We start from the raw sequence: 18,531 nt of genomic DNA on the forward strand, positions 1-18,531 counted from the left end.
TTGCCCCTTAAAGAATCGTATTGTACAAGTCTATATATAACATTAAATGCAGACCTCTTCTAAAATGTTAGGGCTAATGAGCATATAATTAATAAAATAGACAGCTACTTTAAGGAACGCGGAATTTTTTTGGAATTAACCTTTTTCACTAGAAAAAATATACGTTTCCTTTAATCCTTCTAAAACAGATACTTTTGAAGACCATTTTAATAGTTTTCTTGCTTTTTTACTATCAAGACAACTATGTTTAATATCGCCGGGCCTTCCTTCCGTATAAACAACATCGATATTGGAACCATGAATATACTCAAGGTTTTTCAATAAATCATTTACAGAAGTTTTTTTTGTAGTACTAGCATGAACAATCTCTTGATGGCCTTTCTCAATAGCTGCAATATTAGCTTGAACAATATCTTTTACATATATGAAATCACGTGTTTGTTCACCATCACCATGAATGTTAAAAGAAAGACCCTTTTTCAACCTTTCTAAAAATACTGCTACTACTCCCCCTTCTCCTTTTGGTGTCTGCCTTGGCCCGTATACGTTTCCATATCGGAGAATTGTATACTGTAAACCATATAAATAGTGGAACAACCGTATATATGATTCAGCAGTCAATTTGGACAATCCATAATAAGAGACAGGAAGAGTTAAATCCTGCTCGGTAATTAATTCTTTTTGTAAATTTCCATATACAGCTGAAGTAGACGCAAAGATAAACTTATTCACTGAAGCATCCCTACAAGCTTCCAGCAGGTTTATAGTCCCTTGCACATTCACATCTGCGTCGTATTGAGGATCTTGAATAGATCGTGAAACATCTGCCTGAGCAGCTAAGTGAAATACTACATCGGGCTTTTCATCTACAATAATTTGTTTCGCTTTATCACTGCATATATCTTCGATATGCAAAGTAGCAAGAGGGTGTATGTTGTCATACTTTCCGGAAATCAAGTTATCAATTATGTGCACATTAAAATCTTGTCTAATGAGCTCTTCTACAAGGTGGGAACCAATAAATCCTGCTCCGCCAGTCACTACAGCCTTCATATACTATTCTCTCCTCTTTCAAGTTTTAATAGTATATGTCACCTATAAGGCTCCTGTATAAGTTACCCACCCAATCTATTTCAAAAAAGCATTTGGATTCCTTTTTTGACTTACTTACAGGTTTAACGGTCTTTATACGAAAGAACATTTTCATAAACCTCTAAGATCTTTTGAACCGCATCTTTTTGAGACCAATGCTTTAAAGCCCATTCTTGAGCATTTGCTCCTAACTTATCTCTATATGTCGCATTTATTAGTAAATCATAAAGGTTTTTACATAATAATGTGGTATTCCCCGCAGGAGAAATTAATCCTGTAGAGCCGTGCTGAACCATTTCAGGCAATCCCCCCGCATCACTTACTATTACAGGTTTTTTTGCAATTTGAGCTTCAATGACTGATAAAGGTTGATTTTCTATAAGACTTGGTAAAACAAAAATGTTAGCAAGGGAGAGTAAAGCAGGAACGTCATTTCTATTACCTAAAAATAGAACTCTTTTTCCTAAACCTAGTGCTCTACTCTGAGCTTTTAACTCAGCTTTTTGATCTCCATCTCCGACTATCCAGCATACCCACCCTTTTTTTATTTTTTTTAATTCACTAAGGGCTGTTAGTAAATGATGAATGCCTTTAATTTCAGCTAATCTTCCCGTATAAATAATTACTTGTTGACCCACTGGCGGATGAATCTTAGATGGAGTCTGCATTCGTTTAAAAAAAGAAGCAATATCATACCCGTAATGGAATACTTTAAGTTGAGCCTCTTCAACGCCAAATTCTTGAATTAAAATTTCTTTTAACCAATTATTCGCTACTATGGTACAATCAGCAGCCATGGCACCTGTATGTTCAAGTTCATTAAAATATTTAGTAGCTATATCAGCCGTAGGGGCCTTCAAAATATCTTTGACGTATCGATTTAATTCATGAGCAACACAACCATGTATAGTGGCTACCATAGGCGTAGTAATAGTCTTTAAGGAACGAATACATGCAGTTGCTACAACATCTTGTGTGTGAATTAAATCATATTGGTTGATATCTAAACGAGCAACTCCCCTTGTATAACCAATACGTTCTTTTTCATAGAATTTTACTACTGGATCTTTATATAAAATAGGATTATTTTTTTCATGTTGTTCCAATTCTTCTAATAACGATAGCTCATCTTTAACTATTTCAAGGTTTCTATTAACAATATGAACTGATTTATTTCCAATTCCATGTCCAAGTAAATCTACTTCATGACCTAACCCTTCAAGCTCCTGCTTTAATTGCTGCATATAATTCCAAACTCCACCTACATGGGGAACTTCCCAAAATGTAGCAAGCAGTATTTTCATTATAACCTCTCCTCTTTTCATAACATTCACGTTCTAAAAGTCTCTCTATATAGGTATTCATGGAATTTGTTAATGTTATAGACCTCTGCCCGTATTTTCACCCTATGTTTTGTGATAGTGACCTATCGGGCAGCGGATGAAATATTTAGCTTTTTTAGCATACATCTAATAATAAGTTTTATTTATTAAATTCTTCTTATTATTTAAGGTGAGGTGTCATTAATGGATAAGAAACCTACATTACTAATTACCGGTGCTAGTGGATTTACTGGATATCATGCATGTAATTTTTTTTCGAAATTAGAGTTTGATGTCATAGCTATCACAAACGCAAATTCTTTTTCTCATAAGAAAATTAAGTGCAGAACTTGTGATCTATCTAATAATGAGTCAGTAAAGAAGTTGATTTCAACAACCAAACCCGACTACCTCCTTCATTTAGCAGGTCAAAATACTGTAGGGTCATCCTGGGATAATCCCATTCAATCTTTAGAAGTAAATGCAATGGCTACAGCATACTTACTTGATGCTCTTAGAAAAGAAATGCCTTCCTGTAAAGCTGTTATTGTAGGTTCAGCTCTTCAGTTTGATCCAACATCTCCAGCAACTTTTAATCATCCATATGGCTTGAGTAAGACCATTCAAACCCTCATTTCTCAATTTTGGTCCAATCTATATAATATGAATATTGTTGTCGCTAAACCATCAAATCTTATAGGTCCAGGTTTCTCTAAAGGAGTTTGTTCAATTTTTGCTAAAAAGATTGCAGATATGGAGAAAGAAGAAGAGGAAAAGTATCTGAATGTGAGTAATTTAAATAATCGTTTTGACTTCTTAGACGTACGAGATGCTGTTAGAGCTTATGAGCTTCTGCTTAGAAAAGGAGAAACTGGCTGTTTATACAATGTCTCCTCTGGAAAAAGCTATTCTTTAGAAGATATTATAAATATATTTAAAAAGATAACTCCCGTTCAATTCCAAGTAAAAGTAGATAATAAAAGTCCGTTAAATAATTTCACCACTTTAAATCCTACAGCATTAACCAAGTTGGGTTGGCAACCAACCATTACCATAGAATCTACTATCAGGGACATTGTTGACTATTATCGTTAGAGAGTCTTTCTCTCATTATAATTATCTACTCGGCTTTACGAAAATTCAGATTTATATGACGTAGACAATACTGATTCTCCCATAAAACCAGGACTTTTATATTAATGAAGTTTCTAAGAAAGCATGTCACTTAAGAAGGTTTATGCATATTCTAATCAAGAGTGTGATTCCATTAATGAACTTAACTTTATAATCTCTAGCTTTTATGTATCTGTAACACTAATGGTTCAGACTATGTTTCACTTGTGTTATAATACAATTTTTTGGAGGGGAAACAATGGATCCAAAAGTATCAATAATTATTCCTTTTTATAACTGTGCCTTTGTCGATCAAGCAATCAAAAGTGCCTTAAATCAAACGTATGAAAATATCGAAGTAATTGTAGTAGACGATGGTTCTACGACTTACACTGAGAAGGTTAATTCCTTTAAAGATAAAATTGTTTATATAAGAAAAGAAAATGGAGGGACGGCAACTGCAATAAATACTGGTTTATTTGCTGCTACAGGAGAGTATATAGCCTGGTTAAGTTCAGATGATTACTATGTTCCTGAAAAGATTTCTAAACAATTGAACTTTATGAAGCAAAAGAACATAGATGCCAGCTTTACTAACTTTGACTATATTAATAAAGATAATCAAATTTTAATACCATGGTGTTGTAAGCGTTTCTCAAATTTAGAAGAAGTATATAATGCATACTTAACTTACAATGCTATCAACGGATGTACTATTCTTATAAAAAAGAATATTTTTGAAAAAATTGGGATTTTCTCTCCGGATTTTCGTTATACTCATGATTATGAGATGTGGTTTCGTATGCTGGTCAATGGTTATGAAATCCATTATTATGATGAAGCACTTACAAAATTTCGTTCGCATGAAAACTCAGGCACTAGCAGATATCAGAATGAGATGAGAGAAGAAATGAAAACTATTGAGTTCCACTATCGTCCCCTACTAGAAAAATATATGCGTAAATTCCAATCGGATCCGTCATAAGATTAGGGCGCAGTTATTTCTCTGTAATTGCTCACTATATCCTCCCACTTCCTTACCATAAATAACTCTATAAACATTCACGTTGGTGGCTTAGATTTTAAAAATGGAGTATATAGTAAGAAAATATAATTATTACTTATTCTAAATGACTTTACATTGAGATGTGTAAAGTTTATTACATACAAATCTGTATTGATACTTAAATTAATACACTTTGTAAGAGGAAATTTTGCCCAGTAATTTTGATAGTGTATTTACCTAACAATAGTATGCACTCGTCCGTGCCAATTAAAAATTTTGGACATATTATAGTAAATAGAAAGTTGTAAGTTTATAACACTTTAAGTAAATATTGTTTTCTACAATTTCTATGTAAAGAAGGGACATAAATGAAGGATGGTAACAATTCGTTATTTGATGAAAAATTAATTAAGTTTTTAAATGAGGTAAAAACTAAATTACCCATAGATTATAAGATACCTGATCCTGAAGTTGTGAATATAATTCTTACTCATACCCAATGAGCTGTTTTACAAGCCAAAAATTCTTATCCCTCCCTCTTGCCTATTGAATAGAGAGAAAATAATTAAAGGATGATTATAAAATGAAGATTTTATTAGTTTCCTATTACCCACTTCCTTATACCGGAGGTGTTTGGACATTTGTATCCTCCCTCCAAAATTCACTTAATAATTTAGGTCATACCGTGCATATCCTTAGTCAGACGCCTGATTTAAATAAATATCGCATCATTGGCCAAAAACCAGAAATAGAAATTGATGAGCTTTCCCCCTATATTGAAGAAAAATTAGCCACTGAGCTTCCTTCACTTCCAATGAAGAGCTGGATATACAACACTGAATTATTCCGTTATAGCTTAGAACTCTCCGCAGCATATTACAATCTTAAACAATATGATCTTATACACGCACTAGATGTCACAGCAGCAAACGCTATAAATAGAGTTAAACCTTCTCATATTCCACTTGTTACTAGTGCCCTTGGAAATCTCTCACGTGATATTTTTTTCACACTTAAAACCATGCACCCTCACAAAACAGACGAACAAATAGAGGCTACATTTGAATATCAATATCATCAAATAATTGAGAAGCTAGGATATCAAGCGAGTGACTTTATTCATAGTCCAACTAGATGGATGTCTCATAACATAGTGGATAATTTTTCTATTTCTTCAAACAAAATTGTTACCTTTCCATATGGAATTAATAATCAAAACTTCCTTGTAGATTCCAATGAGAAACCTCTTATAGGACCTAAACAGAGTAAAAAAATTATTTTGTACATGGGAAGGCTCGTTTATTTAAAAGGAGTTCAACACCTACTGGATGCTCTCGCCCTCTTGAAAGAGGACAGACAAGATTGGGAATGCTGGATACTGGGAGAAGGTGAAATTAAAGGAGAATTAGAAAAACAATGCACAAACTTAGGACTAAAAGATAAGGTTAGATTTTTAGGTGTTTCAAATAACGTTCTCCATTTCCTCAGAGAAGCTGATATTTTTGTTCATCCTAGCATTCACGATACTCAGCCTTATTCTGTTATGGAAGCTCAGCTTACGGGTCTTCCAGTTCTTATTAGCAATACGGCTGGCTTGCCTGAAATGGTTGAAGTCGGAAGAAGTGGTTTAGTCTCTTCTGTAGGCAATATTTATGAACTGTGCGAACAATTAAGATATTTGCTTGCAAACGATTTTCTTCGCAAACAGCTAGCTTCTTGTACAAAAGAATGGGCTAAAGATAAATGGGATCTTAACAAAATGGTTAATAATTTTCTGTCACTGTATGAACAAGCAAAAAGGCTTCACACAGAAGATGAAGAAAAATAAAATACCAGATCCTAAAACAGATCTGGTATTTTATCTAACTACTATGATTTAGTCCTAATGATTGAACCATTGAAACAAAATTTACACAGTATAAATCTGGACTGAAGTTTATCTTTACATGTTCAAAAGCATTTATGCGGATTTGTTCTCTTAACTGGGAATCTGTCATTAACTCCTTTGCCTCTTTAATAGCTTCATTAATGTCACCTAATGTATAATATTTCCCTGTCTTATTATGGATAATTGAACTTCTTACACCATCGGAGTCAGTTGTCAAAACAGGACATTTACAGCTCATCGCCTCAAGAAGAGAGTATGGAGCTCCTTCTACCTTTGAAGTGGAGCATAAAAATCCCCCTGATTCTCCTATCATAGAAAAATAAACTGCCATTTGATCATTCGGAACATTTGCGTGAAGAAAAAGTTGTTTTTCTAAATTTAACTGTTTAATTAATTTTTCAAATTGAGCTCTTTCTTTAGCTTCGCTTAAAGTAGGATCTTCAAACATATGTAATCTTATGTCTGAATTATAGTTTTGGATTAATTCGCTACCTATTTTTAGAAACTCTCTCCAGTTCTTATTATCTTCAATTCTCCCAATCCACGCAATGTTAGGCTGATGACTGGTAGGCACAGCTTTATAGGAAAACTGATTAGTATCAAAACAATTGTTAAAACTAAATTTTGGAAACGAGGGGTAAAGTTCATCTAATAATTGCATAATATGGGGAGTCTTAGGATTAAGGAAGCCCGCAGCATAGTTAGTGACAAGAGGTATAGCATCTGTAAGAACAGATTTTGCTGTACTTTTTGGCCCATATCCCTGTATTTCTATAATCATTTTCCCTTGATACCCAAGCGATCTAAAACGAGGTAAAGCTTGAAAATCTGAGACAATGACGATAAGACTGTAATTGCCTTCATCTAATATTTTTTTTATTTCACTATCTTCATTCGTTACAAACGTTTGAGTACCATGGTCATTTATGCTTTTCTTTCTATTTTCATAATAAAGGCAATGAGCATTAATGTTGTACTTTTTAAGGGCTTTACACCTCTGACGATTTAATGTCTCTACTCCTCCACTAGGAACATAAAACACAAATAATATATTCATTTTCCCTCTCCACCTTTACATTTAGAATTAATAAACTTCTATTTCATATGTAAAACGTGTTACATATGTTAATAAATGCGATTTTAATTTGTTAATTTATAAACCAAAAGTTAAAATTAAACATTTGTTATTACTTCTTGAAAGGAGAAGTGAATATGTCAAAAGTATCTATTATAGTACCTTTCTTTAATTGTCCTTATATTAATCATGCATTGGATAGCTTAATTAAACAGACATACACCAATATTGAGATTATAGTAGTAAATGATGGAGCTACTCAGCATACAGATAAAATCCCTCCTTATTTAGATAAAATTTCATATATAACTAAGGAAAATGGTGGGACAGCAAGTGCTTTAAATAGAGGAATTCAACAAGCAACGGGTGATTATATATGCTGGCTAAGTTCTGATGATATTTATGATTATCAAAAAATCGCTATACAATTAGAGTCCATGCAAACTAACAATGTCCTTTTTAGTCACACCAATTACTATGCTATTAACTATAGAGGACGAATTATTAGTCCACCTTTAGGCATTCAAACATTGAATAAATTAGATCTCATCACTCGAATAAGTAAAGGAAATATTATCAATGGCTGTTCAATTATGATTCATAAAAGTGTATTTGACCATGTCGATCTTTTCGATGAGACGCTTCTTTATACTCATGACTATGACTTATGGCTGCGAATCATTCAAATATTCGATTTGCAATACATTCCTCACCCTCTTTTGTTATCAAGGATACATGAAAGTATGGGAAGTAAAAAATATGCTTCTTTAATAAAAGAAGAAAATAAAGTTGTAATCAATCGTCATAAACACGTAATGGAACTACTAGCGCTAAAATATAAAGAGCACTCTTAATAGCAATTTAGTTTTTGTTTCTTCTATAAGAAATGCGGATTTTTAGCTAAATTAGGTAAAGCGCCGAGCACCATGAAATCGGATAAGCATATTATAAAACATAGATAATAATGCAAAAATTTTGCTTTAAGAAAGGATGAATTCTATTGGCACTATCAAGTGAAGCAAGAGCAGCGTTGTTAAGAAACCTGCTTACATTACCCCAAACAGTCAACACAACTACTACTTCTGCCACAGATCTTTTAAATGCTGTCAACCCTGCTACTACTGTAACCAACGCTTTAAATACTATTAATCCTACTACTGTTGTAACAGATCTTTTAAATACTGTTAATACAACTACAACTGGTCTTTTAAACACCGTTAATACAACTACAACTGATATCTTAAACACTACTACAGGTCTTGTAAGCACTACTACTACTTCTGCTAGTGATCTTTTGAGAAATCTTCTCTCCATATTAGCAGGGCTACCAATTTCATCTGGTTCAGCCCCGATTAGAAACGACTTAAAAAATCGTGTTAATCAAACAGTTCAAATATCTACACCGAATGAAACCATTACAGGTGTTTTACTTGCTGTTTTATCGGACTACGTGGCAGTTGCCGAAAGTGACGGATCGTTAAACTATATCCCACTTTCTAAAGTTGAAACAGTATCATCACTTTAAGGAAGGAGTCATACTATGTTTGAAAGTACTTTAGTAGCTGAATTAACAAAGCGTATTGGTACACCAGTCGAAATTGCACTAGCAGATGGCTTTGTTGAAGGAATTATCACTGCTGTAACAAATGGCCTTATTACAATCCTTCAAACTGTGGGATATGGATATGGCGGAACTACTCTTCCTTTAACTATTGCTCTTCCATCAATTACTTCAATTAAAATTTCACCGGTTGCGTAAACTAGTCAAGATATTTTAAGAAATCACTCCAATTGGAGTGATTTTTTTTCGTAATACTTAACGGATGTTCCCTTACGTTATAAACTGTCATATCTCTATATAACAAGCGATGTGTTTTTATTAAATCATTCAACACGCTTACATCCTCATACATTCGTCCGTCTTCGAAATCAGTTAAAGGAAACCCGTTATTGTCCTTTAGAGTTAATGTACGATAGATGCGAGGCCCTAAAGGAAATACATAAGAAAGAAGGTCATTTCTATTAAAAACTGAACGTCCTTTCCTTACTCCTTTATACCTTATATTTTCTTCTCCGTTCTGCTTCCATGCTCTTAGATTCCCGTAGAGAACAGCTACATCTTCATTTAAATTCTCTAAATCTCTTTTTACAGTGTAACAAGCATCTGGGTCTAGCCAGTCATCGGCATCTAACTCCATTACAAATTCTGTTTCTACGTATGGAAGAACTGCATTGAGAGCCCTTGCCTTTCCAGCGTTATTTTTACTAAAAAATCTAAAACCTGGAGCATTTTTGAACTCTTTTATAATCTCCAGAGAATGATCGTTTGATCCATCATCAACTACTATTATTTGTTCTGGAGGGCTACTTTGCAGAATACACGAGTTAATAGCTATTCCTACATAATTAGCCATATTGTAATTAGCTATAATAACAGCAATTGAAGGAGCTAAGTTCTGTTTCTCTAACCTTTGCTGATACTTCTCTATAAAATTTAACTTTTGAAGATTACTACTGGTTTTATCTATGAATGTTTGATTAACTAATTTAGTTGGTGAAGAAGCGATAGATAGCTCATCTACTGTTGAAAGCCAAGATGGAAGAACAGATTCTTTAAATGGAACGTGGCATCTTGAAAAGAAGGGATTTTGTTGGAGAAAAGAAGCCTTCGACAAAAACGGTCGCTGTATAACTTTATTATTAATTGTGATATCGTAAGTCATCACAACTTTCTCATCACCTAATGTTAATTGATGCTTCGTAATACTATTATCTAAGTAATCATAACTATACAAGAACATGACATATTCACAAGACAGTGATTGAATGTGATGGTTTAATGTTAACCCTAAATCATTATCAAGTAAGTTCATACATTTTGTCTTTGCATCTTCAAAAGTCAATCCTAATTGGTTTAAAGTCTCCGGTATGTCCAAGATAATAATTTCATCTATACGATTATTAATAAGATGCAACGAATCTATAGCTTTCTTTATTGAACTTGAATTTACATATCCAATTAAAAATACATGAATATCCTTCATATATACTCCTCCGCCTTTGAGAATTCTAACCATCATGAGACCTCATTAAGCTGTTTTCCTGACACCTAATTATTGCTTTACATATGATCATTCTATGTGTATCTCTCAGTATGTATGGTTTAAATTTAAACACTTTCTCATTAAAAGAATCCTTAATCAGATGTTAATCTAATTAATAACAGTTTAAATAACCCTATAAGGTAATTAGTTTGTCCAATCACTACAGGTCACCATTTCATATAGTAGTAGTACATAGAAAGGAGGTTAAAAAATACCATGACGATATTATTAGATTCTAGAACATCTCAAAATGCTAGTATAGCTAACTCTATTTCTATCCCTATTACGCTTCTCTCCAATCCGGGTCTATTCGGTCAAATTGGCCTCAACGTTACAAGTGCTACAGGTCCTATTCGTACTCAATTAAGTGGTACTGTAGCTTGCCAGTTACCCCTTCTCCCCGTCGCAACTACTGTTACAATCACTATCGTAAGAGGTACTGCCTTCAGCGATCCTATTGTCTACTCTTCATCTGAGTCCCTAAACATCAACCTTTTAGGACCACAACTTTTCACATTTACTGCTTCAGATTTTAATGTACCAAAGCCAGCTTCTAATCTTTTAATTTACACAGCTTTCATCACTTCTAACATCCTAGGAACTGTGAGGGTTGGACCAGAAAGTTTCAATGGAGTTGCTTATTCGGATTAAGAATATTGTTCAATTTTATGTAATAAAAAAGTCTTCGCATTTACAAACGCGAAGGCTTTTTTACTTTCTTTTATTTACTAAAACATGCACGAATAAATTTAGCTAAATGCATTCACAGAATAAAAACTCCTCTTTATTCTGTTTTCCTATATAGGATTACAATAATTTCCCTTCCTTGTTTTTACGCTCGGAAGGTTAGTTACATATTAAAGGATGTCAAGTGTAACTAAAATAGCAATTAGTACTTGTAGTAGTACTTGAAGATTTACAGCGATATCTGTGTCAGTAGCTGTAACATTTACATTTGTAGAGTTTTCAATAATTGTTTTTTGAGAATTTTTTTGTTTAATACTAGCAAATTGTTTCAGTTCTTCAACAACGCTGTCTCCTTGTGTGTTATCACCGATTGTAATACGGACCACTACTGCAATAGCTATCTGTAAAGCTACTTGAATGGTCGCTGCAATTTGAGTATCTGTCGTTTGTACTCTAACACCTTCTGAATCTTTAACAATAATTTTCTCAAAAGATTTTTGTTCAGTAGCAGCTATTTGATCAGCTTCTTGCCATACGTCTCTACCACTGAACCGTTTATTTTCACAATGGTCTAGTGCTCTCCATTTTCTTTCACCCATTTTTCTCACCTCTTTTAATTTTTAATTAAAGAACATCGACAAGTACAATAATAGCTACTAGTACTTGTAACAATACTTGAACGTTAAGAGCCACATCTGTATCTGTCGTTGTAATTTCTACGTCTTTAGAATTCTCAATATAAATCTTTTGTTTATTGGTTTGCTCTATTTCAGATAGCTGTAATAAGTCTTGAAGCACACCATCTTTTTGAGCAGTATCGCCGATGGCAATACGGATTACAATAGCGATTGCTACTTGGATAGCCACTTGAATACCGATAGCTGCTTGAGTATCTGTTGTAGTGACATTAATATCGCAAGAATCCTTAATCCAAATTAATTCATCTGATTCTTGATCAATTAAAGAAAGTTGATCTGCATCTTGAACTACTTCTGCATTAAAATTTTCGAAGCTCTCGTTGCTTTCGAAACTCTCACGACTATTATAGTAATCATATTCTGTAGATTCACTTTCATAGTGATCTACTTTACAGCCATCTTTACAATGCTTCTTAGAATCATCTTTTTTATGTCTGCTTTTGCATTTTTTCTTTACATCGTAAGAATAATACTTTTTAGATGACATAACTAACACTCCTTTTTCATGGTATGTATTAATATATGAACATACCAATCAATAGGATTGGGCCAATTGATCATTGAGTGCAACCATTTTAAAAAACAACAAAAACGCCTATTTGACGGCGTTTATGAATAGTATAATTTATTTCTTTTTGTTGGCAGCATTTGTTTGTTTTACAAACTCATCCACTCGTTGTGATAAATCTTCAACCATCTCTTTAAGCATTTGTTTCTTCTCTTCAGATAGTTTTCCTTTGATTTGTTCTTTATCTATGCCATGTTTAGAAAAAACATCATTTACTAATAAGTCCATTAACTTATTTGGAACAATCTCCGGTCTTTTGGGTGAATCACTCATATTAATCGCTCCTTTTGTATAAGGTCGTATTCATAACAACATATGCAAGAATGGCCTAAAAGGCAACAATTCCCCAGTATTTTCATGTGTTATTGAAGCGATTTTTTATTCACCTATATTTTCATTTAAATAAAACAGCAATATTTCTACCTTAGGTTAACTCTAATAGTCATATCGTTCTTCTGAAAATTTAAGATAATAAAATAAATTTAACATCATATATTTGTACATAAGGTAAGTGCCTTATGTTTTCAACAATTTTCTTAACAGTATTTATGAAAAGAGTTGAGTTAAATGGGAAAAAAAGCAAAGGTTGTGCATGTTGCAGGTGATTTTTTATCTCCAAGAGGAAAATCATCTAATAATCAAATTTATATAATAAATGAGGATAACAATACGGTTTCTGTTATGGATGGATTAACAGATGAGTTAATTGCGACTATAAATGTAGGGAGACATCCAGTAAATGTAAACGGGAATCCCTCTACTAATCGAATTTATGTGACCAATAAAGGTGATGATACTGTTTCGGTCATCGATGCGGAAACAAATACGGTCATCGGGATTATTCCAGTTGGAGATCAACCATCAGGTGTAGGAATCAATCCCTATACGGATAGAGTTTATGTAACAAATACAGGTAATGATACCGTTTCAGTCATTGATGGCTCAACAAATATTGTTATTGCGACAATACCTGTAGAAACCCATCCAATTAATCTAGATGTACACCCCTATATTAACCGTATTTATGTAGCTAATAAGTTTAAAAACACAGTCTCTGTCATTGATGGATTAACTAATACAGTAATGGCTACAGTTCCAGTCGGTGACCAACCTACTGATCTAGGGGCTAACTTATCTAACAATCGTATTTATGTAGCTAATAAGAATAGTAATACTGTTTCAGTGATTGATGCAGGAACAAACGCCGTGATTGGGATAGTGCCCGTCATAGATCAACCATTTATAATTGATGTTAATGCAGCTAATAATCAAATTCACGTAACGAATGAAGAAAATAGTGTAGTCTCCGTCATTGATGGGGCAACTAATATTGTCATTGCTACCCTTCCAGTCGGTGATCAGTCAATTTATACGATAACTGATACCTAATATAAGAACATAAACGTGGACACTTATGTTCTATAAGAGGTGGCATAACAATGATTTTATCCTATAACATGTAGCAACAATAAACGTATTACCACACAATTATTGTTGCTACAATTAATGACGTTAAATACTTATCGATAAATTTATTCTTGATCGAAACTTCTCCATTTTTGATAAAGAGATGGGCGGACATCTTTAACATAGAATAAAAATTCTTTTGATAATTTCAATTCCTTTAATTCAGTTAGTAACTTAATGGGAATAGGTCGGTTAGAAGTAAAAGCTCTTTTAAGGTCAATTACTTTCAAATTTCCCTGTTCATTTATTAGAACATGTCGTAATTCTGTATCTCGTCTACTAAAGTTTAACTTTTTCAATTCATCAAAAAGATTTATAAGTTGTATAACTATAGACTTTGTTATGTGTCTATTTTTCTTTAGATATTTTGCCAAGGAAATACCTTTTATATACTCCATGACTATGTAATTTGGTCCATAATCGTAGAGACGAGGAATAATAGAAGACGACTGCCCTACTTGTATCGCTTCCAACTCCTTTTTATATACTTCTTCCTTAAAAAATACTTTTATACATTGATTAGGAGTCAATTGATAAATAACTCCATCTTTCCCTTTTCCAACTACTTCATACTTTTTAAAATCTATAAGTACGTTCTCTTTTTCCCCTATTAATTTCTGAGAAGAATGCCCGAATGTTTTATCACTTAACAAATCGATTTTTTTAATGCTATTAAATAAAACAATCTGAGCATTATTATTACCACTCAGCAACTGATATTTTTTCTTGTCGTACCTTTTAAAGAAAGCTGCTTTAGGTAATCTATAATCTCCGTTATAGTCACTATGATAATGAAAATAAGGTTTTCCCATGCTGTTCCTCCTTCCCCATTTATTATTCTATTCCTTTACGAATAAATTGCTTGTATACTTATCCATTTACATATAAGTTCATGAAAAATTTTTGTTAAAATCCAAGACAAGCACCCTCTCCAGTTACTAATGGTTACATATTATAGTAAGGAAAGAGGTGATATTGGTATGGAGTATAAAGAAGATTGGACTTACGAAGAAAAGGCTCATAAAAACCCTTGTAAAAAATGTGAGAAACATAAAAAGCAAGATTCTTGTAAAGATACTTGTAAAGAAATGAGAGTTATAAATTTATGGAAGTTAAATTCTAAGTATTAATTTTAACTTTTAAAAAGAAATAAGACCTCTTGACATTTAACAACAGGTCTTATTTTTTTTTATGATTTTCCCTTTTTCACTAGGAATTCATAACAAAGGAAGCAACAAATACGTCTTCTATAGTTACTAATATATCTCTCCTAATTTTTAATTCTCCGCCAATGACGGTTTCTAATATCTGGATATACTCATATATTGTTTATAGTACAAGTATCGAAGAAAAAGCTACAGGAGGAACAGATATGAGCGATTGTATATTAGTAATCGGGGCTCATCCTGACGATGAACTATTGGGAACTGCAGGAACCTTAAAAAAATTTATAGCTGAAGGGTATAAAGTAATTTCAGTAATTACTGCTTTAGGCCGAAAGGAAGAAGCTCATCATATTCAGAAATTTGGCCGACTTGCTAATAAAGAAATTGGTATCGAAGAAGTAGTGTTTCTTGAGCATATCAATCTGGAGTTAGAGATGATTCCTCTTCACAAATTAACAAAAGAGATTGAGCAGCTTATCAAAAAATACAAACCGGTTAAAGTTTTTACGCATCACTATGGAGATTTAAATAGAGATCACCAGATTACTTTTCAAGCTGTTTTAACTGCAACTAGACCACTCCCTTATACACCCCCTATAGAATTGATTACCTTTGAAACCGTTTCATCTAGTGAATGGGGTGCTTTCACTTGTGAAAAGACATTTAAACCTAATTATTTTGTAGACGTTACAGCTACCATGGAAAGTAAACTTAGAGCACTTAAACATTATGATCTCGAAATGAGAGAGTTTCCTCACCCTCGTTCTTACGAAGGTATTGAGTATTTAGGAAGAATAAGAGGCATGAGCGTTGGCGTACCCTATGCTGAAGCTTTTGAAATTATAAGGAGGGTTTGGAAATGAACAATGAGATTGCTTTTCCCTATCCTTATGTAATCGAAACGCTAGATCAATATTATGGGCTTAAATCACATTCCTCTAAAAAAAGAGTTTCAAAGGAACAATCTAAAAAAAGAGTTGTTTCGAAAAAGGCTACGAAAAAGAAATTCTCTATTTTAATTGCTACTTTTTGGAGCTTTCCTCATGTAGGTGGACTTTCTAATTATATTGCTACTTTAAGTAAAGGTTTAAAAAATCAAGGACATAAAGTAGACATTATTTCTCCTAATCAATTTTCAACTTCAAAAGTAAAGCAATTTCGAGAAATTGTTACCCCAAACTTAAAACATTTTTTTACAAAGCGCTATGGAAGTTACAATGACAGAATTTTAAATCATAAAAGACTTATATATGTATACGAAAAAATGCTTGAAACGATAGACTTAGAAAAATACGATATTCTTCACGCACAAGATTTATTTACAGCAAATATCTTAGGAAGATTTAATGAATTCTATAATAAACCCTTATTTTACACGCCCCATGGCATGTTCACATCTAATAGACTAAGATTTAACATTATAAAAAAAGGTTCTGTAGAAGAAGCGTATTTTACAGAGCTTGAAAGTAAAGCAATACAATATGCAAGTCACATTATTGTTTTAAGTGATTCGTTTCGTGAACCATTAATAAAGCTAGGAGCAAAAAATAAAAATATCACTACAGTCATTACAGGAATTGATTATCCAGTCAACCGAGGGCAGGAAAAAGAAACTAACTCCCAAAAGCTTGTCATTACATGTGTAGCTAGGCTTGGTCCACGAAAGGGACATAATCATCTATTTGAAGCACTGACACACCTAAAGAAGCACACCTCAAATGTTGAGGTATTAATTGTTGGTGATGGGCAGATGAGGGAAAAATTAGAAAAGCAGAAAAAAGCTTTAAATTTATCCATGGTCAAATTTTTGGGATCTAGAGACGACGTACCTTCAATCTTAAACAAAACAGACATTTTTGTGCTCCCAACAGTCAATGATAGCTTACCCCTTTCAATAATTGAAGCCATGCACAGTGGCATAGCTGTAATTTCCACAAATTGCGGAGGTATTCCTGAACTGATAAAGCATAATAAAACAGGAATTATTGTCGAACCTGGAAGTCCAGAGCAGCTAGCTAATGCATTGAAATTTCTCATTAACCATAAGGAAGAAAGAGATAAAATGGGGACGAATGCAAAAGTTTATGCTAAAAACCACTTAACGATAGACAGCATGATAGGAAAAATAAAACATCTATATACCAATTTTTGGGAGATGAATTAAAGTATGAATCATGAACATTCCGCAGTTATCCTTGACCTCAGTGCTAACGGGGTTGGTATTATTAGAAGTTTAGCAAGAAAAGGCATAAAAGTTTACGCTTTTGACACAAAAAAACCGTATAAAATAGGGAAATCACGCCTTGCTACTTGTGGTATATGCCCTAGTCCTTTAACAGACGAAAAAAAACTATTAGATTTTTTAATTAAATTATCTAACAAGATTGGTTCAAAACCCGTTTTATATACAGGAGCAGATGATTATGTACAGTTCATTTCGAAAAATCGAGATGAACTACTAAAATACTTCTTATTTTTATTTCCTGATAATTATTTAATTGAACAAGTTCTTGATAAAAACAAAACTTATGAGCTTGCCGTCAAGCATAATATTCCATGTCCAAAAACTTATGTAATAGATGATAAAGAAGAACTTGAAGATGCTATTTTAACTCTTGATTTCCCCTGTATTTTAAAACCTGTTCTCGGCCATGAATTCAGAAAAAGGATTAATAAAAAAGCTATTGTATTCGAAACTCCTGAACAGTTAAGGAGTGAATACCCCTTTTATAGGGAATGTGGACAATTAATCATTCAAGAACTAATTCCTGGAGATAACCAGTGCTTTTATAAAGTTGCCACTTTCTATGATGACAATATGGAGTTACTTGCATTATTTTCCTTACAAAAAAATCATCAATTTCCTGCAGAATTTGGAACAGGTGCTCATATTGTCAGTAAAAAGTTGCCTGAACTTATCGATATATGTATCCCATTTTTTGAAGAGATAAAGCTTAAAGGTATTGGCATGGCTGAATTCAAGAAAGACCCGAGAGATGGAACTTATAAATTTATTGAAATAAACCCTCGCTTTTGGCTAACCCATAGCCTTACAGGTCCCTCAGGCGTTGACTTTGTCTACATGTATTATTTATACCTAACTAATCAAAATCCAGAACCCAGATTGAATCAAATAGATGGTATTAAATGGATTTATCTTGTAAGATACTATCTCACTTTCCTTCAAAAGAAAAAAAGATCAGAAATGACTTTTAAAGATTTTTATCAAGGGTTGCAAGGTCAAAAAGAGTTTGCTTTATTTGCATGGGATGATCCAATGCCGTTTTTTAGAAGTGCATGGTCTCATTTAATTAATGCGTGGAAACGTAAGCGAAAGGAATGAAT

General features: G+C 33.1%; 20 protein-coding genes. 12 read left to right on the top strand and 8 right to left on the bottom strand.

The genetic code is table 11. The features are described 5' to 3' along the window. Positions 1–135: 135 nt before the first annotated feature. Positions 136–1,053 carry an NAD-dependent epimerase/dehydratase family protein gene (locus AC2YJL_RS26715; RefSeq protein WP_230933859.1) on the bottom strand — a complete coding sequence of 306 codons (918 nt, stop codon included), beginning with the start codon at positions 1,051–1,053 and terminating at the stop codon, positions 136–138. Between the two features lie 122 nt (positions 1,054–1,175). Further along, positions 1,176–2,396 carry a glycosyltransferase family 4 protein gene (locus AC2YJL_RS26720; RefSeq protein ID WP_230933860.1) on the bottom strand — a complete coding sequence of 407 codons (1,221 nt, stop codon included), beginning with the start codon at positions 2,394–2,396 and terminating at the stop codon, positions 1,176–1,178. 222 nt (positions 2,397–2,618) lie between these two features. Between AC2YJL_RS26720 and AC2YJL_RS26725 the strand changes: the two genes are divergently transcribed. The 3 genes from AC2YJL_RS26725 to AC2YJL_RS26735 all read left to right on the top strand — a co-directional run bounded on the left by AC2YJL_RS26725 (position 2,619) and on the right by AC2YJL_RS26735 (position 6,361). Continuing rightward, positions 2,619–3,509 (top strand): NAD-dependent epimerase/dehydratase family protein, encoded by an 891-nt coding sequence (locus AC2YJL_RS26725; RefSeq protein WP_230933861.1) that lies wholly within the window; start codon positions 2,619–2,621, stop codon positions 3,507–3,509. Positions 3,510–3,786: 277 nt separating this feature from the next. Next, the gene (locus AC2YJL_RS26730) at positions 3,787–4,512 is read left to right on the top strand and encodes a glycosyltransferase (RefSeq protein WP_060747052.1); all 726 of its coding nucleotides are present in this window, start codon (positions 3,787–3,789) and stop codon (positions 4,510–4,512) included. A gap of 604 nt (positions 4,513–5,116) precedes the next feature. After that, positions 5,117–6,361 (top strand): glycosyltransferase family 4 protein, encoded by a 1,245-nt coding sequence (locus tag AC2YJL_RS26735; protein WP_230933862.1) that lies wholly within the window; start codon positions 5,117–5,119, stop codon positions 6,359–6,361. 34 nt (positions 6,362–6,395) lie between these two features. Here the strand turns inward: AC2YJL_RS26735 and AC2YJL_RS26740 are convergent, their stop codons facing one another. Further along, entirely contained in the window at positions 6,396–7,478 is a 1,083-nt protein-coding gene (locus AC2YJL_RS26740) for a glycosyltransferase family 4 protein (protein ID WP_230933863.1), read from the bottom strand. A 155-nt stretch (positions 7,479–7,633) separates the two neighbouring features. On the opposite strand from AC2YJL_RS26740, the gene AC2YJL_RS26745 reads away from it, so the two are divergent. The 3 genes from AC2YJL_RS26745 to AC2YJL_RS26755 all read left to right on the top strand — a co-directional run bounded on the left by AC2YJL_RS26745 (position 7,634) and on the right by AC2YJL_RS26755 (position 9,255). Beyond that, entirely contained in the window at positions 7,634–8,350 is a 717-nt protein-coding gene (locus AC2YJL_RS26745) for a glycosyltransferase family 2 protein (RefSeq protein WP_230933864.1), read from the top strand. 146 nt (positions 8,351–8,496) lie between these two features. Next, on the top strand, positions 8,497–9,021 hold the full coding sequence (locus AC2YJL_RS26750) for a DUF2642 domain-containing protein (RefSeq protein ID WP_230933865.1): 525 nt from the start codon (positions 8,497–8,499) through the stop codon (positions 9,019–9,021). Between the two features lie 15 nt (positions 9,022–9,036). Next, positions 9,037–9,255 carry a hypothetical protein gene (locus tag AC2YJL_RS26755; protein WP_014462120.1) on the top strand — a complete coding sequence of 73 codons (219 nt, stop codon included), beginning with the start codon at positions 9,037–9,039 and terminating at the stop codon, positions 9,253–9,255. 1 nt (position 9,256) lies between these two features. Here the strand turns inward: AC2YJL_RS26755 and AC2YJL_RS26760 are convergent, their stop codons facing one another. Further along, positions 9,257–10,540: a glycosyltransferase family 2 protein gene (locus AC2YJL_RS26760; RefSeq protein WP_230933866.1), complete on the bottom strand. Its 1,284-nt coding sequence runs from the start codon at positions 10,538–10,540 to the stop codon at positions 9,257–9,259. 276 nt (positions 10,541–10,816) lie between these two features. Here AC2YJL_RS26760 and AC2YJL_RS26765 point away from each other — a divergent pair, with 276 nt between their 5' ends. Next, positions 10,817–11,251 carry a hypothetical protein gene (locus AC2YJL_RS26765; RefSeq protein ID WP_230933867.1) on the top strand — a complete coding sequence of 145 codons (435 nt, stop codon included), beginning with the start codon at positions 10,817–10,819 and terminating at the stop codon, positions 11,249–11,251. 206 nt (positions 11,252–11,457) lie between these two features. Here the strand turns inward: AC2YJL_RS26765 and AC2YJL_RS26770 are convergent, their stop codons facing one another. The 3 genes from AC2YJL_RS26770 to AC2YJL_RS26780 all read right to left on the bottom strand — a co-directional run bounded on the left by AC2YJL_RS26770 (position 11,458) and on the right by AC2YJL_RS26780 (position 12,826). After that, the gene (locus tag AC2YJL_RS26770; protein WP_230933868.1) at positions 11,458–11,886 is read right to left on the bottom strand and encodes a spore coat protein; all 429 of its coding nucleotides are present in this window, start codon (positions 11,884–11,886) and stop codon (positions 11,458–11,460) included. A gap of 25 nt (positions 11,887–11,911) precedes the next feature. Continuing rightward, positions 11,912–12,472 carry a spore coat protein gene (locus AC2YJL_RS26775; RefSeq protein WP_251569168.1) on the bottom strand — a complete coding sequence of 187 codons (561 nt, stop codon included), beginning with the start codon at positions 12,470–12,472 and terminating at the stop codon, positions 11,912–11,914. A gap of 138 nt (positions 12,473–12,610) precedes the next feature. After that, the gene (locus tag AC2YJL_RS26780; protein WP_230933870.1) at positions 12,611–12,826 is read right to left on the bottom strand and encodes a spore coat protein; all 216 of its coding nucleotides are present in this window, start codon (positions 12,824–12,826) and stop codon (positions 12,611–12,613) included. 294 nt (positions 12,827–13,120) lie between these two features. On the opposite strand from AC2YJL_RS26780, the gene AC2YJL_RS26785 reads away from it, so the two are divergent. Beyond that, positions 13,121–13,942 carry a YncE family protein gene (locus AC2YJL_RS26785; RefSeq protein WP_230933871.1) on the top strand — a complete coding sequence of 274 codons (822 nt, stop codon included), beginning with the start codon at positions 13,121–13,123 and terminating at the stop codon, positions 13,940–13,942. A gap of 143 nt (positions 13,943–14,085) precedes the next feature. On the opposite strand, the gene AC2YJL_RS26790 is transcribed toward AC2YJL_RS26785, so the two are convergent. Beyond that, entirely contained in the window at positions 14,086–14,631 is a 546-nt protein-coding gene (locus AC2YJL_RS26790) for a protein kinase family protein (protein WP_088568291.1), read from the bottom strand. A gap of 369 nt (positions 14,632–15,000) precedes the next feature. Between AC2YJL_RS26790 and AC2YJL_RS26795 the strand changes: the two genes are divergently transcribed. The 4 genes from AC2YJL_RS26795 to AC2YJL_RS26810 all read left to right on the top strand — a co-directional run bounded on the left by AC2YJL_RS26795 (position 15,001) and on the right by AC2YJL_RS26810 (position 18,529). Then, the gene (locus tag AC2YJL_RS26795) at positions 15,001–15,150 is read left to right on the top strand and encodes a hypothetical protein (RefSeq protein WP_230933872.1); all 150 of its coding nucleotides are present in this window, start codon (positions 15,001–15,003) and stop codon (positions 15,148–15,150) included. A 242-nt stretch (positions 15,151–15,392) separates the two neighbouring features. Further along, a complete protein-coding gene (locus AC2YJL_RS26800; protein WP_088568282.1) occupies positions 15,393–16,049 on the top strand; it encodes a PIG-L deacetylase family protein in 657 nt (218 codons plus the stop codon). Further along, positions 16,046–17,350 carry a glycosyltransferase family 4 protein gene (locus tag AC2YJL_RS26805; protein WP_230933873.1) on the top strand — a complete coding sequence of 435 codons (1,305 nt, stop codon included), beginning with the start codon at positions 16,046–16,048 and terminating at the stop codon, positions 17,348–17,350. The genes AC2YJL_RS26800 and AC2YJL_RS26805 overlap by 4 nt, the downstream gene beginning before the upstream one ends. A gap of 3 nt (positions 17,351–17,353) precedes the next feature. Further along, entirely contained in the window at positions 17,354–18,529 is a 1,176-nt protein-coding gene (locus AC2YJL_RS26810) for a carboxylate--amine ligase (RefSeq protein ID WP_230933874.1), read from the top strand. The last annotated feature ends 2 nt before the right edge of the window (positions 18,530–18,531 follow it).

It is taken from the genome of Priestia sp. SRI_019 (assembly GCF_057586255.1).